Source organism: Pseudothioclava arenosa, assembly GCF_002358085.1.
Classification (GTDB): Bacteria; Pseudomonadota; Alphaproteobacteria; order Rhodobacterales; family Rhodobacteraceae; genus Pseudothioclava; species Pseudothioclava arenosa.
This window is the reverse complement of the sequence record NZ_NTJD01000004.1, coordinates 214,786-241,629: the sequence shown is the minus strand read 5'-3', so window position 1 is coordinate 241,629 and position 26,844 is coordinate 214,786. Positions and strand designations below refer to the sequence as shown.

Below are 26,844 nucleotides of genomic sequence, written 5' to 3'. Positions count from 1 at the left end.
GCGCGCTACTCTGGGCGCATGTTGCGCGTGGTTCTTCTTGTTCTGGCCTTGGTGTCTCCGCTGCGGGCGGAGCCCTTGCCGCGCGACCAGATCGAGCCCTTGATCGTCGCGCCCTACGCACTGGGGGAGGCGGTGAATGACAAGGGCGTCTGGCAGCTTTTGAATTCGGGCGGTGGCGAGGCGGGCTATGTGTTTGAAACTGGCCCGCTCGCGCCCTTGCCGGGGTTTTCCGGCCAGCCGATCGACATTCTCGTGCTGCTCGACCTCGAAGGCCGATTCATCGACACCCGGCTTCTGGCGCAGCATGAACCGATCTTCGTCTCGGGGCTGGGTGAGGCACCGCTGCGCGACTTTCTCGGCCAGTATCGCGGCCATTCGATCAACGAGCCGCTGGTCGTGGGCACGCCCTATGGCGCGGGCGGGGATGGCTCGGATCTGGTCTATCTGGACGGGGTGACCAAGGCGACGGCGAGCGTGCGGATCGCGCATGAAAGCATTCTGGCGGCGACGCTTACGGTCGCGCGCGAAAAGCTGCAAGGCATCAGCGCGGGGCCGCCCGCGCGCCCCGATCCCGATCACGACGAGGCGCTCGATTGGCAAGGCGCGCTGGCGCAGGGCCTCGTGCGGCATCTGCGCGTGACCAATGCCGAGCTGGACGCGGCCTTCGCGGGCACGAAATGGGCGGATGACGACCCCGAGGCCCGTGCCGACCCCGAGGCGCCCTATCTCGACCTCTATGCGATCGACATCGGCCCGCCGGCGCTGGCGCGGCTGGTGCTCGCGCCCGACACGCAGGCCGAGATCGCGCGGTTTGCGACCCGCGCCCCCGATGACGAGCTGATCTTGCTGATCGAGGCGGGGCGGCATGGGTTGGTGTCGGAGGATTTCGTGCGCAATACCGCGCCCGACCGGGTGGCGGCCGCGCAAGACGGGCTGCCGCTGGCGCTGCGCGACGCCGACATCCTTCCCGAGCTGTCGCCTGCCTTGCCCGCCGAGCTGCAGGACGCGCGGCAGATGATCTTGCGGCTCGACCGGCGGCTGGGCTTCGACCCCGCCCGCGACTGGGAGCTGAGCCTGCAGGCCGTGCGCGCCCATGGCATGTTCCAGCCCGAGATCGGCTCGCAGCATTTCTCCCTTGCGATGGGCCTGCCCGAGCGGTTCTTCCTGCGCCCCGAGGCCCCCGTGCAGCGCCCGCCCTGGGCCGACGCGCTGGTTAATCGCCGCACCGACCTGATCGCGCTTGGCTGTGCTCTGGTGCTGCTGTTCGCGCTTTTGGCACGGCAGTCGTGGCTGGCGGGGTTGCGTTGGTTCACGCCGATCCGGCTCGGCATTCTGGCGGTGATGACGGGGTTTGTCGGGTTCTGGGGGCAGGGGCAGCTCTCGATCGTGACGCCGCTGGCGGTGATCCGGGGGGTGGTGCAGGGCGGCGGGCTCGAAGTGCTGCTTTATGACCCGTTCTCGCTGGTGCTTTGGGCGGCGGCGATTGTCGGTTTTGTGCTCTGGGGGCGCGGGTTCTTCTGTGGCTGGCTCTGCCCCTTTGGTGCCTTGCAGGAGTTCTCCCATCATCTCGGCCGCCTCCTGCGCCTGCCCGAATGGGAGCCGCCGCCACGGCTGCGGCGCGCGCTGTTATGGTCGGGGCCGGTGGCGCTGATCGGGCTGATCGCGACGGCTTTTGTCGCCCCCGAACAGGCCGAAGCGATGGCCGAGATCGAGCCCTTCAAGACCGCGATCACCATGCAATTCGCGCGGCCCTGGCCCTATGCGCTTTGGGCGGCGGCGTGGGTCTTGGCCTCGGCGGTTTGGTTCAAGGGGTTCTGCCGCTCGCTCTGCCCGCTAGGCGCGTTGATGCGGATCGGAGGCATGCTGCGCCTGCGCCGCTGGATTCCGCGCCGCGCCGAGTGCGGCAGCCCCTGTCAGCTGTGCCGCGTGCGCTGTCGCTATGACGCGATCGCGCGTAGCGGTGAAATCCGATATTCCGAATGTTTCCAATGTCTTGATTGCGTGACGATCCATGATGACCCGGCGCAATGCGTGCCGCTCGTGCTCAAGGCAAAACGCGAAAAGGGGCGGGCATGAAGCGGCGGCGGTTTCTGAATATTCTCGCGGGCGCGGTGGCCGGGGCGATGCTGCCAGCGGCTACCCGCGCAAGCGAGTGGCGCGGGCGCGCCTTTGGCGCCGAAGCGCGGATCGCGATCCGGGGCCATGCGGCGCCCGCCGAGGTCATCGCCTCTGTGCGCGCCGAAATCGCGCGGATCGAGGCGGTGTTCTCGCTTCAGCGCGACTCCGAGCTGACGCGTCTGAACCGTGACGGGGTCGTTTCGGGCTCGGAAATGCTGCGCGACGCGCTGGCTTTGGCGCAGCGTGTGAACCGCGCGACCGAGGGCGCGTTCGAGCCCGGCGTGCAGCCGCTCTGGGCGGAAAATGCTGCAGGTGCAATGCTGCGCGAATCGAGGATGACTTGCTGCGTTCAAGACATTCAGATCGGGCGGGAAATAGAGTTGTCCACAGGCGGCGCCCTGACCTTCAACGGGCTGGCGCAGGGCCTGGCGACAGATCGGATTGCTGCGCTTCTGGCGCGCGCGGGTCTGGGCGAGATGCTGGTCGATATCGGCGAGCAAAAGGCCCTTGGTGGCGCGTTCCGGCTGGGGCTTGAGGACCCTGCGGCGGGCGGGCTTGGGCAGATCAGCCTCGGGCCGGGCCGGGCGCTGGCAACCTCCTCGCCCGGGGCGCTGATTTTCCCGAACGGGCAGAGCCATATCCTCGGCCCGCGTGGGCAGCGCCCGCTTTGGTCGAGCGTGACGGTCGAGGCCGAAAGCGCGGCGCTCGCTGATGCGGCGGCGACGGGGTTTATTCTGCTGGAACGGCCCGCGATGCGGCGCGCGGCGCGGGCCTTGGGGCTTGGCCGGGTCTGGCTCGTGGATTTCGAGGGCAACCTCGGGCGGCTGTAACCCTAGCGCAGCGGCGGGGTGAAGCTCACGCCATAATCGGCGAAGATCGCCGCGATCCGCCCATCCGCCAGCCCCGCCGCGATCGCGTCATCGACGGCATAGCCCAGCGGGCGATGCTGGAACGACAGCGCGAGCCCCAGCGTCCATTTCGAGCGCGCAAGCCCGGGCAGGGGTGGCTCGTGCAGCGTGAGCCCCGGCGCCAGCGCGGCCTCCAGCTCGGCGCGCGGGCCCATCACCGCCATCACCTCACCCGCCGCGAGCCCCGCCATCGCCGCGCCGGTCGTGGTGTAACGGTTGATCTTGTCGGCAGTCTGGCCGCGCGCAAAGCCGGTCAGGTAGAAATCCGAGATCGAGTCATTCTCGACCCCCACCGTGTCATAGCGGAAATAAGCCGGCACGGGGCCCTTTTCGGGGTAATCGTCGCTGCGATAGGCAATCGCCAGATGCTCTTCGCCATAAAGCCCGGTGAAGGTGACCTGATCGAAGCGGCAGGCGTAATCGACGTCATAGGGCACGTGCAAAAACAGGTTCGAGACATGCCCGCCCACCGTCGCGCCCTTGTAGACATAGTTCAGCAGATCCTGATCCAGCGTCTCGCCCGCCTGCACGAAACGAAATCGCGGCGTGACGCCCAGATCTTCGGCAATCAGGCGACCAAGCTCGACGTCGATACCGCGCGGCTTGCCGGCCTCTTCCCAGGACCAGGGGCGAAAATCCTCATAGACGGCGATCTCGATCCAGCCCTCTTCGCGGATCCGGTCGAGCGAGCGCCCGATGTCGCGCGGCGCGGTATTTTGCAGGCGTTGTTCGGGGGGCACGTCTTCGCAGGCGGCAAAGGCGGGCAGGGCAGCAAGCCACCCTGCCGTTGTAAGCGCCGCGATCTGCCAGCCGCGCCCCGCCATGGTTTATTCCGCCGCCGAGAGGCCGATGGTCAGCAGTTCGGCCGCATGCTTGAAGCTGGCGTTGTCTTCGCTCAGGGCATGGGCCGCGCGCGACACCGCGCTATCGGCCACCGGCGCGCCCGAGGCGGTCGGGATCGTCGCGGCAATCTCGGTCAGTTCGGCCTTCAGCGCCGCGCCATCGCCCGAACCCGATTCCAGCTCGGTCAGGATCGCCTTGAGCCGGGTCGCGTGATCGTCGAGCGCGCCGTCATCGGGGCGGGTCTCGATATAGGTGCGGATCGCCCAGCCAGCCTTCTGGCCCAGAACCTCGCCGAAGGCGGGCATCTTGGTAGTGCCGTCCTGAGTGTAGCCGTGCTGGAAGCGTTCCATGAACCACTCGTCGCCATATTCCTCGGCTTCGAGATAGCGCAGGTCGGGGGCCAGGCCGCCCGAAACCGCGCCCAGACCGTGGCAACGCGCACAGTTCTGGTTGAAGCCCGAATCCCCGATCTGAACCGCCGCGGCCCAGACCTCATCGCCGACAGCTGCGGCGCGATAGGGGTTTTCGGTCAGCCATTCCTCGCCCACGTCGGGCAGGGCGTCGGTGTTGATCGGCTGCGGCGAGACATCGCCATGGGCCAGCGCCTGCAGCGGCAGCATGAGCCCGATCAGAGCGGTGCCGAGAAGGCGAGTGTGACGGGTCTTGGGCATGGTTTCCTCCCTGAATTCATCGCTTGCCTCTTGCTTAACGCGGGGGCGTCTTGCCTCGCCATTCGACCTTGGTCGCGGGTCGGCCCCCCGCTTATTGGCCTTTAGTCGAATAGGCGGGCGGGGCGGGCGCGGCTTAGGCTGAGGCAAGGGCCGGTCTGGCCCGCCAAGGGAGGAAACCATGGGAAAGTTCTGGAGCAATGCGCTGGCCGCATTGGCGATTGGGGCGTTTTTCGCGGGCGCCGCGCGCGCTGAAACGCCGGTCATCAAGATTGCCGCGCTGGAAGGCGGCACTGTGAATTGGGAGCTCGACACGATCCGCCATTACGGGCTGGACGCGGCCGAGGGCTTCACCCTCGAGGTGACGCCGGTCGCCGGTAAATCGGGCTCGTCGGTGGCGCTTGAGGCCGGGGCGGTCGATGCGATCGTGAACGATTGGGTCTGGGTCGCGCGGATGCGTGCGCAGGGGCAGGATTACCGCTTTATCCCCTATTCGAAATCGGTGGGCGGGCTGATGGTGCGCCCCGAAGCGGGGATTTCGGGGCTTGCGGACCTCAAGGGCAAGAAAATCGGCATCGCGGGCGGACCGCTCGATAAAAGCTGGCTGATCCTGCGCGCCTATGCTGCGCGCGACGGCTTTGATCTTGCCGCCGAGACCGAGCAGGTCTTTGGCGCGCCGCCCCTGATCATGCAGGCGGCGCTGTCGGGCGAGGTCGATGCGGCGATCAACTTCTGGCATTTCATGGCCAAGATGGAAGCCGCCGGGATGCAGACGCTCTTGCCCGTGGCCGAGGCCTCGCAGGCGCTGGGGCTTGACCCGGAAACGCCGCTCCTGGGCTATGTGCTGCCCGGCAAGCTGGTCGAGGAAAACCCCGATCTGGTCGCGGGTTTTGCGCGGGCGTCGCGCGCCGCCAAGGAGATGCTGGCGAATGACCCCGCCGCCTTCGAGCGCCTGCGCCCGATGATGAACGCCAAGTCTGAGGCCCAGTTCGAGGCGCTGAAGGCGGGCTATGTCGCCGGCATTCCGGCTGCGACTCCGGTTGACGAGGCCGCCGCCGCCAAGATGCTCGCGCTGATGGCCGAGCTGGGCGGGGCCGATCTGGTCGGCGCCGATCCGACGCTGCCCTCGGGCACCTTCCTGTCGTTCTGAGACGATGGGCGGGGGCGCGGATAGCACCGGTTGCGATGGATCGCCCCCCCGGGGCGGTCTTTTCGCTGCGCCGGTCGCATCGCGCCCCGCCCGCAAGCCCTGGCCCGCGCTCAGCCTGCGCTCGCGCGCGGATGTCCTGCGCGGGGCCGCCTCGCTTGCGGCGCTGGTGGGGCTCTGGGCTCTGGCTTCCCATTTCGTCGGTGATCCGCTGCGCGCGCCGGGGCCGGGCCTCGTGCTGCCCCGGCTCTGGGACGGGATCGTCGGCGGCGCGATGCTGCCCGATCTGCGCGCGACGCTGGGGCGGGTGGCCCTGTCGTTTGCGCTGGCGATGGGGGCGGGCGTGGCGCTTGGCCTTGCGCTTGGCCTCTGGCGCCGCGCGGATCGCTGGTTCGACCCTTGGCTGACGGTGGCGCTGAACGTGCCCGCGCTGGTGACGATCGTGCTGTGCTATCTCTGGATCGGGTTGAACGAGACGGCGGCGATCGCGGCGGTTGCCTTGAACAAGATCCCGCTGGTGGCGGTGATGCTGCGCGAGGGTGTCCGCGTGCTCGATCCGGGGCTCTCCGAGATGGCGCGCGTGCACCGGATGGGCCGCATGGCGCGGCTGCGTCACATCATCTTGCCGCAGCTTGCGCCGCATCTCATGGCGGCCGCGCGCAGCGGGATATCATTGATCTGGAAGATCGTTCTTGTCGTGGAATTCCTGGGCCGTTCCAATGGGATCGGGTTCAGACTTCATCTTGATTTTCAAATGTTCGACATCGCTGGCGTGATCGCCCATGCGCTGGCTTTCATCGCGGTCATGCTCTGCGTCGAATGGCTGGTGCTGGCGCCGCTGTCACGGCGCGTCGCGGCCTGGAGGCAGACATGATTTCGCTCGACTTGCAGGAAAAGACCTTCGGCGCGCAGCTTGTCCTCGGCCAGATGCGGCTCTGGATCGAGCCGGGCGAGGTGCTGGGCCTGTCGGGTGCGTCCGGGGTCGGCAAGAGCACGCTTTTGCGCATTCTGGCGGGGCTGGACCCGCGCTTCAACGGGCGACTGGAGGCGCCGCAGAACCGCGCGATGGTGTTCCAGTCGCCGACGCTGATGCCCTGGCGCCGCGTGATCGACAACATCACCATTCCCACGCAATGCCGCCCCGAGGTGGCCGAGGCGATGCTTGAGCGTGTCGGGCTTGAAGGCAAGGCGCGGGCCTGGCCGGGGCAGCTTTCGCTTGGGCAGGCGCGGCGCGTGGCGATCGCGCGCGCCTTCGTCGGCCGCCCCGAGGTGCTGATTTTGGACGAGCCCTTTGCATCGCTCGATCGCGAGCGCGTCGAAGAGCTGATCACGCTGACCGGCGCGCTGATCGCCGAGACCCGCCCGGCGGTGATCTTTGCCTCGCATAGCGAAGAGGAGCTTGCGGCGCTCTCGACGCGGCGCCTGCATCTTGAGGGCCGTCCGGCGCGGCTGGTTCAGCCCGAAGCGCGGCTGCGAGTCGGCTCGTAACCCCAAAGCGCGCCAGCGAAAAACACGATCAGCGCCAGCACGACCCAACCCAGCGCCGCGGCGTTGAACTGGCCGTAAAGCGCAAAGCGGATCAGCTCGACCGCATGGGTGAACGGGTTCACCCGGCAGATATCGGCCAGCAAGGGCGAGCTTTCCTGCATCTTCCACAGCGGATAGAGCGCGGAAGACAGGAAAAACATCGGGAAAATGACGAAATTCATCACGCCGGCGAAGTTTTCCAGTTGCCGGATCGTCGCCGACAGAAACAGTCCCAGCGCCCCCAGCATCAGCGCCGCAAGCGCCAGCGCGGGCAGCGCCAGAAGGTAGCCTGTCAGCGTGAGCTTTATCCCGTAAGCCCACGCAATCACAAGAAAAGCGAAAACCTGCAAGAGCCCGGTCACCGCGCTTGCGATCAGCTTTGCCGCCAGCAAAAACCAACGCGGTAAGGGCGCCGTCAGCATCAGCCGCATCGCGCCGTTTTCTCGCTCATGCACCAGCGAGAGCGAGCTTTGCATCCCCGAGAACAGCAAGATCATCGCGCAGAGCCCGGGCAGGATATAGGTCTCGTAGGTGATGTAGGTCTGATAGGGCGGGATGATCGAGAGGCCCAGCGCCGCGCGAAACCCGGCAGCAAAGACGAAGAGCCAGACCAGCGGGCGCACCAGCGCCGACAGAAACCGCCCGCGTTGCAGCGCAAAGCGCAGGATCTCGCGCCAGACGATGGCGGCAAGTGCGCGCAGGGCGTGGCTCAGGCGGGGCATGGGGCGCCTCCGGTCTCGCGCAGGAACCACTCGGCCAGGGGGGTATCGCCCGCCAGCTCAGTGGCCTGGCCATTGGCCCGAAGCCGGCCGCGATCGAGCAAGATCACGTCATCCTCGGGCGCGATTTCATCGGCAAGATGGGTGGCCCAAAACACCGCCGTGCCCGCCTGCGCCAACCGATGCGCATGCGCCGTGATCGCCGCGCGCGCCGCTGCATCGAGCCCCACCGTCGGTTCATCCAGCACCAGCAGCTCGGGCGCGGGAATCAGCGCGCGCGCCAACTCCATCCGTCGCCGATGCCCGCCATTCATCGCGCGCAGCTTTTCCTCGGCCCGCGCGCCGATGTCGAGGATCTCCAGCACCTCGTCGATACGCCTATCCGCCGCCCGCCGCGACAGCCCGTGCAGCGCCGCGAAGAGCCGCAAGTTCGCGCGCAGGCTCAGGTCGAGGTCGAGCGTCGGTTGCTGAAACACCACGCCCATCCGCGCAAGTGCGAGGCGCGCGTGGCGGCTCATGTCATGGCCCATCACGGTAACGACGCCGGGCGCGGGCCGGATCAGCCCGGTCAGCACCGAAATCAGCGTGGATTTGCCCGCGCCATTCGGGCCAAGCAGCGCGGTGAAGCGCCCGCGTTCGAGCGTGAACGAAATGTCGCGCAAGGCGGGTTTTGCGCCCCAGTCATGGCTCAGACCCCGGATGCGCAGCACCTCATTCAATGACGATCTCCAGCCGCTGGTCGGGGCCGCTGGCGCCCGGCAGGGCGAGGCTGTAACGGCCGGGTTTCACTGCGACAAAACCGATCTCCATCGTGCCCGCACGGTCGAATTCGATCGAATGCAGCCCGTAGGGGCGAACCTCCAGCCCCTCGATCACCACCTCATCGACCCAGATCGCGCGAAAGAACCCGGCGCCCTCCAGCCCGATTTCGCCCGATCCGTCGGCGGTGATTTCAACCTCGTAATACTGCCCCGAGTTCAGCGTCCAGGGGCCACCCAAAGGCTCGCCCACAGACAGGATCACCTCGGGCAGATCAGTCTTGTTCGAGCCCGCCAGAAGCCCCGCTGGGGCGGCGGCGTGATCGTCGGCGAGGGCGGGCAGGGCGGACAGAAGGGCGGCGCAAAGGATGGCGTGTTTCATAGGGGCCTCACGGGGTCGGGCGGGCGGCGGCGCCCCAGGGGAAGCGGCCGACCTTGATGGTTTTGAGCGGCTCGAGCGTGGCGAGGTCGATCACCGTCACATCGCCCGAGACGCCATTGGTGGTAAAAAGCCGGGTCTGGTCGGGCGAGATCGCCATGTGCCAGACGCGCCGCCCGACGAGGATGTAGCGCTCGACCTCGAAGCTTTGCGCATCGACCACGGCCAGATGGTTCGCCGGGCCCAGCGCGACAAAGACGCGGGTCGCATCGGGCGAAAACACCATGCCCACGGGTTGCAGCTTTTCGGCGCGGATATTGGGCAGCGCGAACCCGATCTTGCCAATTTCGGCCTTGGTTTCGGTGTCGAAGACCGTGACCGTGCCGCCGATCTCGGAACTCACCCAAAGCTGGCGCCCGTCGGGGCTGAACTCGGCGTGGCGAGGGCGCGGATCGACCAGCGAATTGGCGACGATCTTGTGGGTCTCGGTGTCGATCCAATGCGCCATGTTGGTGGTTTCCGAGGTCGTCACCTGCAGCCGCCCGTCGGGCGAGATGCCCATGCCCTCGGGCTCGACGCCGACGTCGATCTGCGCGACCACCTTGCGGCTTTGCGTATCGACCACGGTGGTGATCGCGTCATCCTCGTTGGCGATGTACAAAAGCCGGTCGTCGGGGGCGACGACGAATTGCTCGGGGTCCTCGCCCGAGGGCAGCTCGTGCAGGATCTTGCCCGTCGCCGGGTCCATCACCTGCACCGCATCGCTGTCGGAGGCGCAGATGTAGAGCCGGCTGAAATCGCGCGAAAAGGTCACCCCGCGCGGGCGTTCACCGGTCGGGTAGGTGGCGATTACATCAAGGCTTTCTGCGTCGATCACGCTGACGGTGTCGTCCATCTCGTTGGTCACCCAGATCTCGTCAGCAAGGGCGGGGCCTGCCAGCAATGTGGTCAGCAAAAGCGCGCGGATCATTTCGGGTCTCCAAAGGCGGTGCAGTCGGTTTCGGGGCGGTCGCTGCCGAGCGTGTCCAGCTCGCTCCCGGGGTGCAGGAACCCCTCGAAGGGGGCGAGCGCCACCACCGCGCGTTCGGTCACGATCGGGATCGGCTGGCGCATCTGGCCGTTCCAGTCGCGAAAGCTCAGCGGGCGGCCTAGGAAGCCGCCGATCCGCGCCCGGTCCGACAGAAGATAGGCGCGCAGGGCCTCAGAATCGGTGGCGCCTGCGCGTGTCGCGGCCTCGCCAAGCGCGGCGATCGCGGCCCAGGCGGCGTAATCTTCGGGCGCCATCTCGCGCCCGGCCAATTCACGAAACCGGTTTTGCAACTGTGCCGCGCCGTTTTGCTCGACAACGCCCGCCCAGCCCACGGGCTGCGCGCCTTCGGAGCCTGCGAGCGGGCGCGGCAACCAGGTGTTATAGGCGATGTAGCGCGCGAAATCGCCCAGCTCATCGGCCACCAGCAACAGGTCGTGCTCGGGCAGGTCCTGCGTGAAGAGCGGCACCTCGGCGGCGGCCGCGCGGCGCATGTTCGCGTCATAGGCCCAGGTCTTCTCGGCCCCGAGCGTCAGCCCGAATTTCGCCAGCGAATTCCGGAGTGCGGCGGCAAAGCCCTGATCCTCGGGATGCGTGCCCGCGATCAGCACCAGCTTGCCCCAGCGCTTGAGTACGATGAACTGCGCGAGCGCATCGGCGCGCATGGCGTGGCTGGGCAGCGTGTGCAACAGGTTCGCGCGGCAGTCGGTGCCGCGCAGCGCGTCCTCGGGGGCGGCGGTGTTGAAGATCAGCGCGCCTGAGGCCTCGGGCAGATCGGCCAGCGCCAGCAGGTCCTCGGCGGGGGCCTTCACGATCAGCACCCGCGCCCCATCCGCCAGAAGCGCGCGCGCGGCTGGCAGGAAATCATCCTCGGGGGCGATGCGCGTGCTGCTCAGCTCATAGTCCTGCCCGGTAAACCGCCCCGTCGTCGCGATATCGCCAAGCCCCAGCACCACGCCCGCGTGGCCCAGATCATCGGGTGTGGCCTGCATATTCGACAGAACCGGCGGCGGCGTTACCAGCCGCTCCAGCCAGTCGATGCGCAGGGCTTCGGCCTGCGCCACGCCCGCACATGCCGCAAGAACGGCGCTGAAGATCGTGATTTTGCGCATAATTCCTCCCGCTGCGGGGCGCGCAAAGCCCTGCAAAACCATGCTGCGCGGGCGGGGTCGCAGGCGCAATACGACCTATGTCTAACACCCCTTGCGACCACAGCTTGCGCGGCAATCCAGCCGGTCCGTGCTAGGCTTTGTGAAACGCGTATCGAGGGAGGAGATCATGCGTCAGCTGATGTTTCTATGCCTTTGCGCAGGGCTTGCCGGCCCCGCCATGGCCGAAGAGGATCTGTCTCAACTGGGCGATCTGAACCGCGAGGAGCTTTCGCTCAACCGCATGATGGAAAATATCGAGCGCGGCGAGACCTCGATGGCGATCTGCGCAACGGGCTATTTCATCACCAAATCGGGCCGCCATGAGATGGCGCGCGATCTGTTTCTGGAATGCGCCGATGACGGTTGGACGGCGGCGATGACCTGGATGAGCCAGCTCGATGAAAACGGGCTTGGCGCGCCGATGAACCCGAAAGCCGCCGCCGAATGGGATCGGCGCGCGGCCGAGGCGGGCGATCCGGTCGGGCAGTTCAACTTCGGGCTCGACCTGATGCGCGGGCGCGGCGTGATGCGCGACGAGGAGGCCGGGCGCGCGCTGATCGACCGGGCGGCCGAGGCGGGGTTGCCGGTCGCGCGGCGGCTGCAGGGCGCGGGCTATGACCTCGACGAGGTGACGCCCGACGCCGATGAATGGCGCTATATCCCGCTGTCCTGAGCCGCGCGGGCCTTGTCCATAGGTCGTAAATCGGCCTGATTTCGGGGGTTTCGCGACTAAAGTCGTAAGGCGCCGTTGATGCAGGTCAAGCAAGGTGCGGGCGATGGGCGCGATCTTGGCGCCGAGCTTCAGCGACAGGAGAACGAGCGATGAAGAAACTGATTGCACCGGCAATTCTGGCGATGCTGGCGGCGGCGCCGGCGATGGCTGACACTTTCGAACGGGTGAAGGCGGAGGCGGGCGAGGCGTTGTTCGACGCGCAATGCCGCCGCTGCCACGCGGTCGATGCGACCGACCCGAGCTATGGCCCGCTGCTTGACGGGATCGTCGGGCGCAAGGCGGGCGTCTTCGAGGGCTATGACTATTCCGAGGCGCTTGGCGGGGCGGGGTTCGTCTGGACCACGGGCGCGCTGCGGGCCTGGATGGAAGATAACGACGCCTTCGTGCCGGGCACCAAGATGCGCCACGTGGGCATCACCGATCCGACGGTGCAGGATTTCATCACCTCCTATCTCTCGACCCTCAAGTAAGGCGCGGGTCTCCGAAAAGGCCCCGGCATTCGACAAGGGCGGCACCTTTCGTGCCGCCCTTTCGCATGCCTGCCCGGCGCGTGTCAGGGCGCCCCGGCAGGGTCGTAAGACCAATGGACAATATACGCCCGCGGCGCGGCGCCGATACTTCTTGGACAGCCCCGGCATGGCCTTTGCCGCCGGTGGCCCGAACAAGGGGAGGAAGCGATGAACCGTTTCGTTTTGGCCACTGTCGTGGCAATGACCGCTCTGGGCAGTGTTGCTCAGGCCGGTGTGACCGAGCAGGACCTGCTCACTGATCAGACCAGCACCGAGAACGTGCTGACCAATGGTATGGGGCGCGATCTGCAGCGCTTCAGCCCGCTCGAAATCCTGAACAAGGACAACGTCCAGAACCTGGTCCCGGCCTGGGCCTTCTCGATGGGCGGCGAAAAACAGCGCGGCCAGGAAAGCCAGCCGCTGGTGCATGACGGGGTGATGTATGTCACCGGGTCCTATTCGCGGATGTTCGCGATCGACCTGAAGTCGGGCAAGGAGCTGTGGCAATACGATGCTCGTCTGCCCGAGGGCATCCTGCCCTGCTGCGACGTGATCAACCGTGGCGGCGCGATCTATGGCGACAACATCTATTTCGGCACGCTCGATGCGCGCATCGTGGCTCTCGACCTGAAGACGGGCGACGTGAAATGGAACAAGAAGATCGCCGATTACAAGGAAGGCTATTCCTACACGGCGGCGCCCCTGATCGTGAACGGTCTGGTCATCACCGGCAACTCGGGCGGTGAGTTTGGCATCGTCGGTGAAGTGGCGGCACGTGACGCCGAGACCGGCGAGCTGGTCTGGACCCGTCCGGTGATCGAAGGCCATGTCGGCACCTACAAGGGCGAGCCCTCGACGATGACCGGCACGCTGAACGCGACCTGGCCGGGCGATATGTGGAAAACCGGCGGCGGCGCGACCTGGCTGGGCGGCTCCTATGACGCCGACACCAACACGCTGGTCTTTGGCGCGGGCAACCCCGCACCCTGGAACTCGCATCTGCGCAACGCGGGCACGCCCGTCGAAGGCAACACGGGTGACAACCTCTATGCCGCCTCGCGTCTCGGTATCGACCCCGAGAACGGCGAGATCAAATGGCACTTCCAGACCACGCCGCGCGAGGGCTGGGACTTTGACGGCGTGAACGAGGTCGTGGCCTTTGTCGACAAGGACGGCAACAAGCGCTTCGCCACCGCCGACCGCAACGGCTTTTTCTACGTGCTCAACCGTGAAGACGGCAAGTTCATCTCGGCCCATCCCTTCGTGAAGAACATCACCTGGGCGCAAGGCATCGATGAAAACGGCCGCCCGATCTACAACGAAGAGAACCGTCCGGGCGCGCCCGATGCCGCGGCCGAAGGCGGCAAGGGCCAGCAGGTCTTTGCGGTGCCCTCGTTCCTCGGCGGCAAGAACTGGATGCCGATGGCGCACAGCCAGAAGACCGGCCTGTTCTACGTGCCCTCGAACGAATGGGGCATGGACATCTGGAACGAGCCGATCTCCTACAAGAAGGGCGCGGCCTATCTGGGCGCGGGCTTCACCATCAAGCCGCTTTTCGAGGATTACATCGGCTCGCTGAAGGCGATGGACCCGATGACCGGCGAGGTGAAATGGGAGTTCAAGAACGAGGCTCCGCTCTGGGGCGGCGTGATGACCACCGCGGGCGGGCTTGTGTTCACCGGCACCCCCGAGGGTGAGTTCATCGCCTTCGACGACGAGACCGGCGAAAAGCTGTGGTCGTTCCAGACCGGCTCGGGCATCGTCGGCCAGCCGATCACCTGGGAACAGGACGGCGAGCAATATGTCTCGGTGGTCTCGGGCTGGGGTGGCGCTGTGCCGCTCTGGGGTGGCGAAGTGGCCAAGAAGGTTAACTACCTGAACCAGGGCGCCACCGTCTGGACCTTCAAACTCCCGCGCCAGCTGGCCTCGGCCAACTGATCCTCCAACCGGCGCGACAGGACAGGGCGTGGGGAAACCCGCGCCCTGTTTTCGTTTCCGGCAGGCCGATGGGCGGAAATTCCTGGTCTTAGACTTATGGACAGTATCGCCCCAAGCCCCGCCCGGAGTAGCATGAGAACAGAAAGATCAACCTCACGAGGACGCAGATGCAAGACCGGCCCCTCTTCAGCGGCACCAAGGCGGAGTTCCACTCGGCGCTGATCGTCGAGGACCATCCGCTGTTCTGCGATGCGCTGGCGATGACGCTTCAGGCGGTGGCCGGGATCGAGACGGTTGAGCATGCCGACCGGCTTCAGGTCGCGCTTGACCGGCTCGAAGAAGGCGCCACGCCCGACGTCATCATTCTCGACCTGAACCTGCCCGATGTGAACGGGCTCGACGGGCTGATGCGGCTACGGCAGGCCGCGCCCGAGCGCCCGATCGTGGTGGTCTCGTCGATCGACGAGCCGCGGGTGATCCGCTCGGTGATCATGGCGGGGGCGGCGGGCTTCGTGCCCAAGCACTCGCGCCGCGAGCTGTTCCGCACTGCCTTTTCGGTGATCGCGCGGGGCGAGATCTTCGTGCCCGAATCCACCGGCGACGCGCTGGCCGAGGGCAATGGCATGAGCCCGCAGGACGAGGCGATCCGGCGCGTCAGCCAGCTAACGCGGCAGCAGGCCAAGATCCTCGAGCAGATCTGCGAAGGCAAGATGAACAAGCAGATCGCCTATGATCTGTCGATCGCGGAAACCACCGTAAAGGCGCATGTCACCGCGATCATGCGCAAGCTCGGGGTCTATTCGCGCACTCAGGCCGTGCTGATCGCGCGCGAGGCGCAGGCGATGGGGCCATTGCCGGAGGGGCTGCGCGAGGGATAGGATAGCCGGGGGTCACTCAGAGGAGGAATGCGTGACCGAAAGGGAGAGAGCCGACACCGGGAGTTACTCGGAAACGGCGCGGGCGTTCTGTCCGCGCCGCGCTTGCGTGCCTGCCGATGTCGCGGACCCGCTGGGCGCCTTGTCCGAGACGCTGGGGCCGGGGCCGTTTTCGCTGGTGCTGTTGTTCGTGACGCCCGCGCTGCCGCTGGAGCCGCTGGTGTCCGAGGCGGGCGCGCGGTTTCCGCGCGCGGCGATCTGCGGCTGCACCACCTCGGGCGAGATCACCGGCGAGGGCTATGTGCAGGGGCGGATCGTGGCCTTCGCCTTCCCGGCGCCGGGCTTCGCGGTCGAGACGCTGGTGATCGAGGGGCTCGACCGGCTTGATACCCGTGCGCTGATCGCCGATCTGCTGACCGCGCGTCAGGCGCTCGCGCGTCGCGCCGAGCAGCATCGCAATGAACTCGCGATCCTTCTGGTCGATGGTCTGTCGGGGCAGGAGGACGCGCTGGTCGCGGCGCTGTCGGGCGGGCTTGGGCCGGTGCCGATGGTCGGGGGCTCGGCGGGCGATGGCGGCGCGTTCGAGCGCACGCTCCTGTTCTGCGACGGGCGCATTCTGGAAAATGCCGCTGTGCTCTGCCTGTTGCGCAGCGCCTGCGAGGCGCGGTCCTTCTCCTTCGATCACATGCATGCCTCCGAGGCGCGGATGGTGGTGACCTCGGCCGATCCGGCCAACCGCATCGTCGCGCGGATCAATGACGAGCCGGCCGCGCTGGAATATGCGCGCCTCGTCGGCGTGCCGGCCGACCAGCTTTCGAGCGTCGTCTTCGCCGCGCATCCGGTGCTGGTGCGGGCGGGCGGGCGCCACCATGTGCGCGCGATCCAGCATGCGGGCGACGATCATTCGCTGTGTTTCTTCGCCGCGATCGACGAGGGCGTGGTGCTGACACTGGCCGAGCCCGAAGACATCGCCACCCATCTCGAGGCCGAGCTTGCGCGGCTCTCGCAGCAACGCGCGCCCTCGGCGATCCTGGGGTTTGACTGCATCTTTCGCCGGATCGAGGCCGAGGGGCGGCAAAAGACCGGCGAGGTCTCGCGCATCCTCGCGCGCCACCAGGTCGCGGGCTTCTCGACCTATGGCGAGCAGATCGGCGCGATGCATGTCAACCAGACCCTGACCGGCGTCGCCTTCTACCCGCCCGAGAGCGTCGCATGAACGGCCCGTTGCCCCCCGCGCTCAGCGCGCTGATCGCGCCCGGCGACAGCGTCGCGCGCCAGAACGAGAAATTGCTGCGCATCGCCGAGGTGCTGATCCGCCATGCCGAGGAAATGACCGAGGATCGCGGCGCGGCCTATGCGCAGTTCCAGCGCGCCGCGATGCTCGAGGATCAGGTGCGCGCGCGCACCCGCGACCTCGAACGCGCGCTCGATCTGCTCAATGCCTCGAACGCGCAGCTCGCTGACGCCACGCGCGAGAAAGAGGCCGCGCGCCAGAACCTCGCCGCCGCGATCGAGACCGTGCAGGAGGGCTTTGCGCTCTTTGATGCGCAGGATGTGCTGGTGATGTGCAACTCGCGGTTCAACGCGCTCTTGCCCGATATTCGCGACCATCTCGTGCCGGGGCTGACGTTCGAATCCTATCTCGACCTTGCGGCAGGCTCGATGCATCTGGGCATGGCCGACGGGATGACGCCCGCCGACTGGATCGCGATGCGGCGGCGGCGCCATGAAGAGCATCACTTCATCCTGACCCAGAAGATGGGCCGCGACCGCTGGGTGCAGGTTTCTGAACACCGCACCCGCGACGGCGGCACGGTGATCTTGCAGACCGAGGTGACCGACCTGATCCGGGCCGAGCGCGCCGCGCGCGGGCGGATGCTGGACGATCAGGCGCAGATCCTGCGCGCGACGCTCGAACATCTGCGGCTGGGCGTGTGCATTTTCGACGCGCGGCTGCACCTTCTGGGGTGGAACGGGCGGCTTTCCGAGATGCTGACGCTGCCGCGCACGCGGCTGCGCGAAGGCATGCATTTCGACCATCTTCTGGAACAGGTGCAGGGGCAGTTTGTGTTCCCGCCCGGGCTTTCGGCCTATCGGCTGGCGGATTGGGTGCGCTCGGTGCGCCGGAAAGAGAATTTCTCGATCGAGGTGACACGCGAAGGCGGCGCGCAGATCTACGCGATCTTTGCGCAGGAACTGCCAGACGGCGGGTTCGTGATGTCGCTCGACGATGTCTCGGCCGAGCGTTCGGCGCTGGCGGCGCTGTCGCGCGCGAATGAGACCTTGGAGGCGCGGGTGATGGAGCGCACGCTCGAACTCGAAGACGCGCTTTCGCAGGCGGAGCGCGCCAATGCTTCGCGCGCGCGGTTCGTGGCAGCCGCCAGCCATGACCTGTTGCAACCGCTCTCGGCGGCCAAGCTCTACCTCGCCTCGCTCTCGGACGAGATCGAGAGCGGATCTTCGGCGCGCACGCTCGACAAGGCGCAAAGCGCGCTTGGCTCGGTCGAGGCGATCCTGGGCGCGCTCCTTGATATTTCACGGCTCGAATCCGGCAATGCCTCGGTCACGGTCGAGGCGATTGCGCTCGGACCCTTGTTCCGGCAATTGCGCGATGAATTCACCCCGCTGGCCGCGCTCAAGGGGCTGGAGCTGGTGATCCGCCCGGTCGAGGCCAGCGTGCTCTCGGACCGCGCCTATCTGCGCCGCATCCTGCAAAACCTGATCTCCAACGCGATCCGCTACACCGAAAAGGGGCGCGTCTTTGTCGGGCTGCGCCGGCGCGGGCCGCTCTGGGTGGCCGAGGTGCGCGACTCCGGTCCGGGTATCGCCGAGCCGGATCAGGATCTGATCTTTCAGGAATTTCACCGCGTGAACGGCAAGGCCTCGGCCTCGGAAGGCATGGGGCTGGGGTTGGCGATTGTCGAACGCGCGGCCTCGCTGCTGGGGCATCCGCTGTCGCTGCGCTCCGCGCCGGGCTGCGGCTCGACCTTTTCGCTGGGCCTGCGCCCCGCGCGCGAAGCCCCGCCGATGGTCGAGCAGGGCACGGCGATGGGGGCGGGGATCTGTGCCTATCCGGGCGGGCTTCTGGTGCTTCTGGTCGAGAATGACGAGGGGCTGTCGCGCGCGATGGCGCAGCTTCTGGAAAAATGGGGGGTGACGGTGCTCGATGTCGCCTCGGGCGAAGAAGCGCTGGAGCTGGTCGAGGCCACGGGCATCGCCCCCGACCGCTGCCTGATCGACTATCAATTGGGCGAGGGGATGGACGGGCTCGACTGCCTCGAAGCCCTGCGCGCGCGTTTCGGTCCGGACCTGCCCGCGCGGCTTGTCACCGCCGATCGCTCGCCGGAAATGCGCGCGCGCGCCGATGTGCTTGGCGCCGAAATCCTTGCCAAGCCAATCCTGCCCGCCGCGCTTTCGACCTTCCTCTTCGGCCCCGTCAGCTGAGCGCCGATTGCGCCGCCCCGCGCGCTGTGCCAAACCGGACACGCGCGAAGAGGAGAGACCATGAGCGACGAAACCGATATCAACACCCGCCACCGCGAGCGGATGAAAAAGATCAAGGCCGCCCGCGACAAGCTGATGGCCACGAAGACCGAGGAAAAGGGCCTGATCATCGTCCATACCGGCAACGGCAAGGGCAAGAGCTCGTCGGGATTCGGCATGATCATGCGCGCGATCGGGCATGGGATGCCCTGCGCCGTGGTGCAGTTCATCAAGGGCACCTGGCTGACCGGCGAGGCGCTTCTGCTCAAGGAACGCTTCCCCGAAGAATGCCGTTTTGTCATTTCCGGCGAAGGCTTTACCTGGGAAACCCAGGACCGCGAGCGTGACATCGCCGCCGCCCGCGCCGGCTGGGAACAGGCCAAGGAGATCATCCGCGATCCGCGCTATAAATTCGTGCTGCTCGACGAGATCAACATCGCGTTGAAATACGGTTATCTCGATCTCGACGAGGTGGTGGATTTCCTGCTCGCCGAGAAACCCGCGATGACCCATGTCTGCCTGACCGGCCGCCACGCCGCGCCCGATCTGATCGAGGCGGCGGATCTTGTGACCGAGATGACGCTGGTTAAGCACCCGTTCAAGGACGGGGTGAAGGCGCAGAAAGGCGTGGAATTCTGATGCCCGCGCTGATGCTGCAGGGCACGGGCTCGAATGTCGGCAAATCGATGCTGGTTGCGGGTCTGTGCCGGGCAGCACGGCGGCGCGGCCTCAGCGTCGCACCCTTCAAGCCGCAGAACATGTCGAACAATGCCGCCGTGACCGAGGATGGCGGCGAGATCGGCCGCGCGCAGGCCTTGCAGGCGCGCGCCTGCGGGCTGCGTCCGAGCGTTCACATGAACCCAGTGTTGCTCAAGCCCGAGACCGATGTCGGCGCGCAGGTGGTGGTGCAGGGGCGGCGGCTGACCTCGACTGCGGCGGCCGATTACGCCGCGCTGAAGCCGCGGCTGATGGGCGCGGTACTCGAGAGTTTCCACCACCTTCAGGCCGCGCATGACCTGGTGATCGTTGAAGGCGCGGGCTCGCCCGCCGAGGTCAACCTGCGGGCCAATGACATCGCCAACATGGGCTTTGCGCGTGCCGCTGATTGCCCGGTGGTTCTGGTGGGCGATATCGACCGGGGCGGCGTCATCGCGCAGATCGTCGGCACGCAGGCGGTGCTGGACCCTGCCGACAATGCGATGATCAAAGGGTTTTTGATCAACAAGTTCCGTGGCGATGTTAATCTGTTCCACGACGGCTATGCACTGATTGCGGAACAGACCGGCTGGCCCGGTTTCGGAATCGCGCCCTGGTTTCGCGATGCGTGGAAACTGCCCGCCGAGGATGCAGTTGATCTTGTAGGTCCGCTACGGGGTGGCGCGTTTCACATCGTCTGCCTGTGCCTGTCGCGGATCGCGAATTTCGACGATCTCGACCCTTTGGCACAAGAGCCGGGCGTGCGGCTGACGATGCTGGGGCCGGGGCGTCCGATCCCGGCGGATGCCGATCTGGTGATCCTGCCCGGCACGAAATCGACACGCGGTGACCTGGAGTTTCTGCGCGCGCAGGGTTGGGATGTGGACCTGATCGCGCATCACCGGCGCGGCGGGCGTGTGCTTGGGATTTGCGGAGGATATCAGATGCTTGGCGCCACTATCTCAGACCCGGATGGGATTGAGGGCGCGCCCGGAACCTCGCCGGGGCTTGGCCTTTTGCGGGTTGATACGGTGATGACGGGCGACAAACGCCTGACCGAGGTGCGCGCGATCCATGCGGCTTCGCGGCAGGCGTTTTCCGGCTATGAAATCCACATTGGTCGCACCGAGGGCGCCGATCGCGCGCGCCTCTTCGCGGAGATTGACGGCCAGCCCGAGGGCGCGATGTCGGCCGATGGGCGCGTTGCGGGCAGTTACCTGCACGGGATGTTTTCAGACGACGGGTTTCGCCGCGCCTGGCTAGCGACGATGGGGGCGGAGGCTTCGGATCTTGCCTATGAGGCCGCGGTCGAGGCCACGCTTGACGCGCTGGCCGATCATCTCGAGGTGCATTTCGACGTTCCGGGTCTACTCGCGCTCGCCCGCTAAGGCCTTGGAAAGACGTAGCCAATCGACCTCTGGGCCGGGCAGGCCAAGCCTGATCCAGTGCGCTGAATAGGGAAAAATGCGCGTCCAGATCCGGGCGCGCGCAAGGCGCTCTTGCGCGGATTGCGCGTCGGGGGTGGCGTAGGTACGAAACAGCGTCGTGCCGCCGACGACGTCCCAGCCCTCCGCCAGCGCCAGCGCATCGAGCCGCGCCGCATCCCGCGCCAGCCGTGCGATGGTGTCGGCCTTCCAGGCGTCATCCGCCAGTGCCTGTATCGCCACGCTGATTGCAGGGCCCGCGATCGGCCACGGCCCCGCCAGATCGCGCAGTCGCGCGGCGATCTCGGGGCCCGCCAGCGCAAAGCCAAGACGCAGGCCGGCAAGGCCATAAAACTTTCCAAAAGACTTCAATATCAAGACGTTGCTTGGTATATATGATGTATTTGCAAGCGACAGGTGAGGCTCCGGATCGGCAAAGCTTTCATCGACGACCAGAAACCCGACCTGACCCGCTAGCGTCCGCAGATCGGCGGGCGCATGCGTGCGCCCATCGGGGTTGTTCGGGTTCACCACCACGGCCAGATCGGCCCCTACCAGGCCTTCGGGCTGCGCGACCTCTTCGACCTGCCAGCCCATCGCGCGCAGGGCGCCGGCATGTTCGTTATAGGTCGGCGCCAGCACGCGCGCGCAGCCCGGCACTCGTAAATGCGGCACCAGCTGGATCGCGCTTTGAGCGCCGGCGAGTGGCACAACCGCAAGCGCTGTGCCATAGGCCCGCGCGGCGGCCAGCGCCAAGGCCGCCATCTCGGATTTGCGCGGCAGCGCGGCCCAGGCATCGGCCGGGATCGGCGGCAGCGGGTAAGGGATCGGGTTGATGCCCGTCGAGAGGTCGATCCAATCGGCGCGTGTGCCGCCAAGGCGGGCAATCGCGGCATCCAGATTGCCGCCGTGATCGCGAGGGGGCGTCTGCGGGCTCATGCCCGGTTAGTGCAGCGCAATCGCCAGAAGCGCAAGCAACATCAGCGCCATGGCCCGGCGATAGGTTGCGAGCGCACGGGTAAGATCGGCAGGCGTGGGGTCGGGCGCGCCGGGGTTGAGCCAGGGCTCGTCGGTAGCGCCGCTGTCATAGATGCGCGGGCCGGAAAGCCGCACGCCCAGCCCGCCCGCGAGCGCCGCCTCGGGCCAGCCCGCGTTGGGCGAACGATGCGCGCCCGCGTCACGCAACATCACCCGCAGCGCGCGCGGCGCCTGCCGCCCCGAGGCCAGCGCGAACAGCACGCCCGTCAACCGCGCCGGGATCAGGTTCACAAGGTCATCCAGCCGCGCGGCAACTTTACCAAAGGCCTCATAGCGCGCATTGCGATGCCCGATCATCGAGTCCATCGTGTTGATCGCCTTATAGGCGGCGATCCCGGGCAGCCCCGCGACGGCGCCCCAGAACAGCGGCGCGACAATCCCGTCCGAGCTGTTCTCGGCAAGGCTTTCACTGGCGGCGCGGGCGATCCCGGCGGCATCAAGGCGCTTCGGGTCGCGCCCGACGATCATCGAAACGGCCTGACGCGCGGCCTCCAGGTCGCCGACCGCAAGAGGGCGGGCGACGGCGGCGACGTGGTCGTGCATCGAGCGCAGTGCGATCAGCGGCCAGGCCAGCACACCGCCCAGCAGCAGCCCGGGCCACCCTGAGGGAAGGGCCGCCTGAATCGCCATCGCAGGAAGCGTCGCGCAGAGCAACACGAGGCCCACCGTCAGGCCTCCGGTGAACAGACGCCGGGCGCGCGTGCCCCGATTCAACCGCGTTTCGAGGGCAGAAATCAGCCGACCGAGCCAGGTCACCGGATGGCCGATCTGCGCAAAAAGCGCGGCGGGCCAGCCAAGGCCAAGGTCGATCGCGGCCCCGATCAGCATGAGTGCCGAGAAGCTCATGTGGTGATGCCTGTTCGGAAGCTAAAAACGACTCGCAAGCCACTGTTGTTTAACACAGAAACTGCATTGGGTGGGATGTTTCCGGGCGAAAAGATCAACCCGCGCGCGGAGCCGGTGTGGGCGCGGACATGGCCCAGCGCTCCGAGGGTGCGCGCAAGCTCGGCCATCGGGTCTTCGGGTCCGCGCAATCTGGTGCAGCGTTCAGCTGAGGTACTGGCGAGCTGGGCCACGGTCGCCAGATCTTGCGCGAAACAGGCATCCCGCCAGTCATTCAAAATGTCTGAAATATCACTGAAGACAGCATCCTGCGGGTCTGTCTTAATGTGATCGCCCCAATATCCTCCGACGATCTCGCAGGCAGGCGGTGGCGGCAGGGTTTCAAGCACGCGTGCCTCGCGCGAGGCCCAAAGCAGCGCATCGGGGCGCGGAAACATCAGCGGGTCAGTCGCGCCTTCGGCCCTCAGGCAGGCCTTGGCAAGGGTTTCAGGTGGGCCTGAAAACCCGGCGGCTCGGGCCAGCGCCACCAAAGCGGCGGTCGAGGCGCCGGCTCCGGCGCCAAGTGGCATGTCGAGGTCGAATGAGAAAGCCGCGGGGGCTGTCAGTCCAAGATTATCAAGAAATTCCGAAATTACCTTCTTAACATTGTGTTGCGCGGCGATGTTAAGGTTGTCCGGGGCTTCGTCGAGGACGCGCGCCTCCAGCACCGGACAGGCAAGCGTCACTAGCGCCACAGGCCCGTCGGGGCCAAGCCGGCCTTGCAGCCATTCTCCGAAATGGCCCGCCGCACGTGCCAGAACCGTCATGGCGCGGGGGTCCGGTTGACGCAGGAAACCGACCAGTTGGTGCGGTCGAGCACGCGCAGCCGTGTGACCGAGAGCGGGTCGATCTCGAAGCGTAGGGCGGCGGGGCCGATGCCAAGCGCCGTCGCCAGAGCCGCGCGGATCACCCCGGCATGCACGACCAGCGCGACCGGCGCATTCTGCGTCAGCGCGAGTAGCGCATAGGCCGTCAGCGCCGGGGTCACGCGGGCACAAAGATCGTCAAAACTCTCGCCGCCGGGCGCACGATGCGCGGCTAGTTCGGCATCGCTCAGCACGCCCAGATCGGGCAGCTCGCCATAGTGCAGCCCGTCGTGCATCCCGAAAGCCTGCTCCCACAGCCGTTCGTCCTGGGCGGGCGGGGCGCCGTTCGGCCAGATCGCGCTGGCGGTCTGACGGCAACGCAACGCGGGGCTGACGACGCGGGCGCAGATTTGGCGCAGCTCGGGGGCGAGGGTCGCGATCGCCTCGGGCTCGATCCGCGCGGGCAGGTCGGTTCGCCCGCAAAGCCGCCCGGGCTCTGCGATCGGTGCATGACGGATCAGCACCAGTTCGGCGCGCTGCGGCCGCTCTGTCGTCGGGGGTGCCAAATTCGTTCTTCCCTTCCCACTCCGATTTTGCTTTCTCACGAGACCATGGAAAAGTCGATACTGATCACCGGGGGCGCGCGTTCGGGCAAGAGCACGCTGGCCGAGCGTCTGGCGCTGCGGCCGACGGGCCGGGCGGTCTATATCGCGACGGCGGAGGCCTATGACGCCGAGATGGAGGCGCGCATCGCCGAGCATCGCGCGCGCCGCGGCCCGGAATGGCACAACCTCGCCGCGCCGCTCGATCTGGTTGGCGCGCTTGAGGCCAGCGACGGTGGCGATCCGCGGCTGGTGGATTGCCTGACGCTCTGGCTGACGAATCTGATGCTTGGCGGGCATGACTGGCGCGTCGAGGCCGACCGGCTGGTCGTGGCGCTTTCGCGCCAGCAAGCGCCGGTTCTTTTTGTGACCAATGAAGTCGGCGCGGGCATCGTGCCGGAGAACAGGCTGGCCCGCGAGTTCCGCGACGCGGCGGGGTGGCTCAATCAATCCGTCGCGGGCGCCTGCGAGGCGGTTTTTCTTTGCGTCGCGGGCTATCCAATCAAGGTGAAACCGAATGAGCATTCTTTCTGACGTGACCGATCTTGCCGCGCTGACCGAGGCGCTTGCCGGCTTGCCCAAGGCCGATGCGGGCGCCGAAGCGGCGGCGCGGGACCGTCAGATGAGCCTGACCAAGCCGCCGGGCTCGCTGGGACGACTGGAGGACCTGGCCTGTTTCATGGCGGCCTGGCAGGGCGACGCCCGCCCGCGCATTAACCATGCGCAGGCCGTTGTTTTTGCAGGAAATCATGGGGTTTGCGCGCAGGGCGTTAACCCTTATCCGCAAGAAGTTACCGTGCAGATGGTGGCGAATTTCGAGGCCGGTGGCGCGGCGATCAACCAGCTGTGCCGGGCCTCGGGCGCGGATCTCTCGGTCGTGGCGCTCGACCTTGACCGGCCCACGGAAGATTTCACCCAAGGCCCCGCGATGAGCGCCGCCGAGACGCTCGACGCGCTGCGCCGTGGGGCGGCGGTGGTCGATGCCAACGCCCAGGTTCTGGTGCTGGGCGAGATGGGCATCGGCAATTCGACGGTGGCGGCGGCGCTGGCGCATGCGGCCTTTGGTGGCGCGGCGGCCGATTGGGTCGGGCGCGGCACCGGCTCGGATGCGGCGGGCCGCGCGCGCAAGGCCGAGGTCGTGGCGCGCGGCGTCGCGAAACACGCAGGCGCTCTGGGCTTCGAGTTGCTGGCGGCGCTTGGTGGGCGCGAGCAGGCGGCGCTCTGCGGCGCGGTGCTTGAGGCGCGCGCGCGGCGCATTCCGGTGCTGCTGGACGGCTTCATCTGCACCGCCGCCGTCGCGCCCCTGTTCACCCTCGACCCGGCGCTGCTGGACCATTGCCTCATCGGCCATGTCAGCGCCGAGCCGGGCCATGCCAAGCTGCTCGATGCGATCGGCAAGGCGCCGATCCTGTCCCTGGGCATGGCGCTTGGCGAAGGCTCGGGCGCCGCGCTGGCGCTTGGCATCCTGCGCGCGGCGCTCGAATGCCACAACGGCATGGCGACCTTTGCCGAGGCGGGGGTCTCCGACGCATGATCGCGCGCCGCCTGTCCGAGGCGCGGCTTGCGCTGATGCTGCTGACGCGGGTTCCCGCGGGGCAGCTGGCCGAGCCCGTGCCGGGGCTTGAGGCGGCGCGATGGGCCTTTCCGCTGGTGGGGGTGCTGACCGGGGTGCTTGGCTGGGCGGCATTTGCGCTGGCGCGGCAGGTCGGGCTTGGCGCGGAGCTCGCGGCGGTGCTGGCCTTTGGCGCGCTGGCGCTGGTGACGGGCGGGCTGCATCTGGACGGGCTGGCCGATTTCACCGACGGGTTCGGCGGGCGCGACCGGGCGCGGCGCCTTGAGATCATGCGCGACTCGCGGATCGGCAGTTACGGCGTCGTGGCGCTGATCGTGGTGAGCGCGGCGCAGGTTCTGGCGATGGCGCAGGCGGGAGCCGATTTCGCTGCCTTCCTGCTGGCGGGCGGGCTGAGCCGGTTCGCGATGCTCGTGCTGCTGGTTTGGCTGCCGCCCGCGCGGGCCGATGGCATGGGGCGGCTGGCGGCGGGGCGCGCGGGGGCGGTGCTTGTGCCGGGCGCGGTGCTGGGCGTTGCGCTGATGCTGATCGTGGGCGGTGCGGGGCTGCCTGCGCTGGTCGCGGGCGGGCTTGCGGCCGGCTTTGTCGGCCTTAGCGCCAAACGCCGCCTTGGCGGGCAGACCGGCGATGTGCTGGGCGCCGCGCAGATCCTCTCCGAGACCGCAATCTGGCTGGTTCTGGCGGCGCAAGCGGCCTGAGCGGGCATTTTCCTTGACGACTCTGCCCCGCTCTGGCTAGAGCGGGGGCGCTACGGCTCCGGCATTCGTGCCGGTTCAAGGGAACATCGGTGCGCCCATCTTTGGGCAAGTCCGAGGCTGCCCCCGCAACTGTAAGCGGTGAGTGACGGCGACATGCCACTGGGGAAACCCGGGAAGGCCGCCTGATCGACGACCCGCAAGCCAGGAGACCTGCCGCAGCGATCACCCTTGTCCGGCGCGGGGCGCGCACGGGCGGCGGAGCATCCGCAGAGGTGATGTCACCGTCTGCGGAGGGAGTCCCCCTTCCAGATCATTCACTGTTTGGCCCCGTTCACCGGGGTTTTG

General features: G+C 67.2%; 27 protein-coding genes and 1 riboswitch. Of the genes, 16 read left to right on the top strand and 11 right to left on the bottom strand.

Features of this window, described 5'->3' with window-relative positions; translation table 11 throughout:
* The first annotated feature begins 18 nt into the window (after positions 1–18).
* Entirely contained in the window at positions 19–2,076 is a 2,058-nt protein-coding gene (locus CLN94_RS07360) for a 4Fe-4S binding protein (protein WP_096432687.1), read from the top strand.
* Positions 2,073–2,948 carry an FAD:protein FMN transferase gene (locus CLN94_RS07355; RefSeq protein WP_096432685.1) on the top strand — a complete coding sequence of 292 codons (876 nt, stop codon included), beginning with the start codon at positions 2,073–2,075 and terminating at the stop codon, positions 2,946–2,948. Before CLN94_RS07360 ends, CLN94_RS07355 begins: the two co-directional genes overlap by 4 nt.
* A gap of 2 nt (positions 2,949–2,950) precedes the next feature.
* On the opposite strand, the gene CLN94_RS07350 is transcribed toward CLN94_RS07355, so the two are convergent.
* Together CLN94_RS07350 and pedF are read right to left on the bottom strand one after the other, a co-directional pair.
* Positions 2,951–3,850, bottom strand: coding sequence for a substrate-binding periplasmic protein (locus tag CLN94_RS07350; protein WP_096432683.1), 900 nt, complete (start codon positions 3,848–3,850; stop codon positions 2,951–2,953).
* Between the two features lie 3 nt (positions 3,851–3,853).
* On the bottom strand, positions 3,854–4,540 hold the full coding sequence (gene pedF / locus CLN94_RS07345) for a cytochrome c-550 PedF (RefSeq protein ID WP_096432681.1): 687 nt from the start codon (positions 4,538–4,540) through the stop codon (positions 3,854–3,856).
* Positions 4,541–4,718: 178 nt separating this feature from the next.
* On the opposite strand from pedF, the gene CLN94_RS07340 reads away from it, so the two are divergent.
* From CLN94_RS07340 to CLN94_RS07330, 3 genes are read left to right on the top strand one after another with little or no spacing between them, the layout of a single operon-like run.
* Positions 4,719–5,687: an ABC transporter substrate-binding protein gene (locus CLN94_RS07340; RefSeq protein WP_096432679.1), complete on the top strand. Its 969-nt coding sequence runs from the start codon at positions 4,719–4,721 to the stop codon at positions 5,685–5,687.
* A gap of 4 nt (positions 5,688–5,691) precedes the next feature.
* On the top strand, positions 5,692–6,558 hold the full coding sequence (locus CLN94_RS07335; protein WP_096432677.1) for an ABC transporter permease: 867 nt from the start codon (positions 5,692–5,694) through the stop codon (positions 6,556–6,558).
* Positions 6,555–7,172, top strand: a complete 618-nt coding sequence (locus CLN94_RS07330; RefSeq protein ID WP_096432840.1) for an ABC transporter ATP-binding protein — start codon at positions 6,555–6,557, stop codon at positions 7,170–7,172. Before CLN94_RS07335 ends, CLN94_RS07330 begins: the two co-directional genes overlap by 4 nt.
* Here CLN94_RS07330 and CLN94_RS07325 read toward each other — a convergent pair.
* From CLN94_RS07325 to CLN94_RS07305, 5 genes are read right to left on the bottom strand one after another with little or no spacing between them, the layout of a single operon-like run.
* Positions 7,139–7,933, bottom strand: coding sequence for an ABC transporter permease (locus CLN94_RS07325; RefSeq protein WP_096432675.1), 795 nt, complete (start codon positions 7,931–7,933; stop codon positions 7,139–7,141). The two genes, CLN94_RS07330 and CLN94_RS07325, sit on opposite strands and share 34 nt — an antisense overlap.
* Positions 7,921–8,640, bottom strand: coding sequence for an ATP-binding cassette domain-containing protein (locus CLN94_RS07320; RefSeq protein WP_342744536.1), 720 nt, complete (start codon positions 8,638–8,640; stop codon positions 7,921–7,923). Before CLN94_RS07320 ends, CLN94_RS07325 begins: the two co-directional genes overlap by 13 nt.
* Before the next feature lies 1 nt (position 8,641).
* On the bottom strand, positions 8,642–9,070 hold the full coding sequence (locus CLN94_RS07315) for a hypothetical protein (protein WP_096432671.1): 429 nt from the start codon (positions 9,068–9,070) through the stop codon (positions 8,642–8,644).
* Between the two features lie 7 nt (positions 9,071–9,077).
* Entirely contained in the window at positions 9,078–10,037 is a 960-nt protein-coding gene (locus tag CLN94_RS07310; RefSeq protein WP_096432669.1) for a YVTN family beta-propeller repeat protein, read from the bottom strand.
* Entirely contained in the window at positions 10,034–11,206 is a 1,173-nt protein-coding gene (locus tag CLN94_RS07305) for an ABC transporter substrate-binding protein (RefSeq protein ID WP_096432667.1), read from the bottom strand. Before CLN94_RS07305 ends, CLN94_RS07310 begins: the two co-directional genes overlap by 4 nt.
* A 166-nt stretch (positions 11,207–11,372) precedes the next feature.
* Between CLN94_RS07305 and CLN94_RS07300 the strand changes: the two genes are divergently transcribed.
* The 8 genes from CLN94_RS07300 to CLN94_RS07265 all read left to right on the top strand — a co-directional run bounded on the left by CLN94_RS07300 (position 11,373) and on the right by CLN94_RS07265 (position 20,867).
* The gene (locus CLN94_RS07300) at positions 11,373–11,918 is read left to right on the top strand and encodes a tetratricopeptide repeat protein (protein ID WP_096432665.1); all 546 of its coding nucleotides are present in this window, start codon (positions 11,373–11,375) and stop codon (positions 11,916–11,918) included.
* Between the two features lie 149 nt (positions 11,919–12,067).
* Positions 12,068–12,448, top strand: a complete 381-nt coding sequence (locus tag CLN94_RS07295; protein WP_096432663.1) for a c-type cytochrome — start codon at positions 12,068–12,070, stop codon at positions 12,446–12,448.
* A gap of 207 nt (positions 12,449–12,655) precedes the next feature.
* Complete coding sequence (locus CLN94_RS07290; RefSeq protein ID WP_096432661.1) at positions 12,656–14,425, top strand: PQQ-dependent methanol/ethanol family dehydrogenase; 1,770 nt, start codon at positions 12,656–12,658, stop codon at positions 14,423–14,425.
* Positions 14,426–14,592: 167 nt separating this feature from the next.
* Complete coding sequence (locus tag CLN94_RS07285) at positions 14,593–15,303, top strand: response regulator (protein WP_096432659.1); 711 nt, start codon at positions 14,593–14,595, stop codon at positions 15,301–15,303.
* A 31-nt stretch (positions 15,304–15,334) separates the two neighbouring features.
* On the top strand, positions 15,335–16,516 hold the full coding sequence (locus CLN94_RS07280; RefSeq protein ID WP_096432657.1) for an FIST N-terminal domain-containing protein: 1,182 nt from the start codon (positions 15,335–15,337) through the stop codon (positions 16,514–16,516).
* Positions 16,513–18,744, top strand: a complete 2,232-nt coding sequence (locus tag CLN94_RS07275) for a PAS-domain containing protein (RefSeq protein WP_096432655.1) — start codon at positions 16,513–16,515, stop codon at positions 18,742–18,744. The genes CLN94_RS07280 and CLN94_RS07275 overlap by 4 nt, the downstream gene beginning before the upstream one ends.
* A gap of 60 nt (positions 18,745–18,804) precedes the next feature.
* Positions 18,805–19,422 (top strand): cob(I)yrinic acid a,c-diamide adenosyltransferase, encoded by a 618-nt coding sequence (cobO, locus tag CLN94_RS07270; RefSeq protein ID WP_096432653.1) that lies wholly within the window; start codon positions 18,805–18,807, stop codon positions 19,420–19,422.
* Complete coding sequence (locus CLN94_RS07265) at positions 19,422–20,867, top strand: cobyric acid synthase (RefSeq protein WP_096432651.1); 1,446 nt, start codon at positions 19,422–19,424, stop codon at positions 20,865–20,867. The genes cobO and CLN94_RS07265 overlap by 1 nt, the downstream gene beginning before the upstream one ends.
* Here the strand turns inward: CLN94_RS07265 and cobD are convergent.
* The 4 genes from cobD to CLN94_RS07245 are packed head-to-tail and all read right to left on the bottom strand — an operon-like array spanning position 20,847 to position 24,195.
* On the bottom strand, positions 20,847–21,842 hold the full coding sequence (gene cobD, locus CLN94_RS07260) for a threonine-phosphate decarboxylase CobD (protein WP_096432649.1): 996 nt from the start codon (positions 21,840–21,842) through the stop codon (positions 20,847–20,849). The genes CLN94_RS07265 and cobD overlap by 21 nt on opposite strands.
* Before the next feature lie 6 nt (positions 21,843–21,848).
* Positions 21,849–22,787 carry an adenosylcobinamide-phosphate synthase CbiB gene (gene cbiB / locus CLN94_RS07255; protein WP_096432647.1) on the bottom strand — a complete coding sequence of 313 codons (939 nt, stop codon included), beginning with the start codon at positions 22,785–22,787 and terminating at the stop codon, positions 21,849–21,851.
* The gene (locus CLN94_RS07250) at positions 22,784–23,590 is read right to left on the bottom strand and encodes a GHMP family kinase ATP-binding protein (RefSeq protein ID WP_096432645.1); all 807 of its coding nucleotides are present in this window, start codon (positions 23,588–23,590) and stop codon (positions 22,784–22,786) included. The genes cbiB and CLN94_RS07250 overlap by 4 nt, the downstream gene beginning before the upstream one ends.
* Entirely contained in the window at positions 23,587–24,195 is a 609-nt protein-coding gene (locus CLN94_RS07245) for a histidine phosphatase family protein (protein ID WP_096432643.1), read from the bottom strand. Before CLN94_RS07245 ends, CLN94_RS07250 begins: the two co-directional genes overlap by 4 nt.
* 45 nt (positions 24,196–24,240) lie before the next feature.
* Between CLN94_RS07245 and cobU the strand changes: the two genes are divergently transcribed.
* From cobU to cobS, 3 genes are read left to right on the top strand one after another with little or no spacing between them, the layout of a single operon-like run.
* Complete coding sequence (cobU, locus tag CLN94_RS07240; RefSeq protein ID WP_096432641.1) at positions 24,241–24,765, top strand: bifunctional adenosylcobinamide kinase/adenosylcobinamide-phosphate guanylyltransferase; 525 nt, start codon at positions 24,241–24,243, stop codon at positions 24,763–24,765.
* Positions 24,749–25,765, top strand: a complete 1,017-nt coding sequence (cobT, locus tag CLN94_RS07235) for a nicotinate-nucleotide--dimethylbenzimidazole phosphoribosyltransferase (protein WP_096432639.1) — start codon at positions 24,749–24,751, stop codon at positions 25,763–25,765. The genes cobU and cobT overlap by 17 nt, the downstream gene beginning before the upstream one ends.
* Positions 25,762–26,499 carry an adenosylcobinamide-GDP ribazoletransferase gene (gene cobS / locus CLN94_RS07230; protein WP_096432637.1) on the top strand — a complete coding sequence of 246 codons (738 nt, stop codon included), beginning with the start codon at positions 25,762–25,764 and terminating at the stop codon, positions 26,497–26,499. The genes cobT and cobS overlap by 4 nt, the downstream gene beginning before the upstream one ends.
* 36 nt (positions 26,500–26,535) lie before the next feature.
* Positions 26,536–26,731: riboswitch (cobalamin riboswitch) on the top strand.
* Positions 26,732–26,844 lie beyond the last annotated feature (113 nt).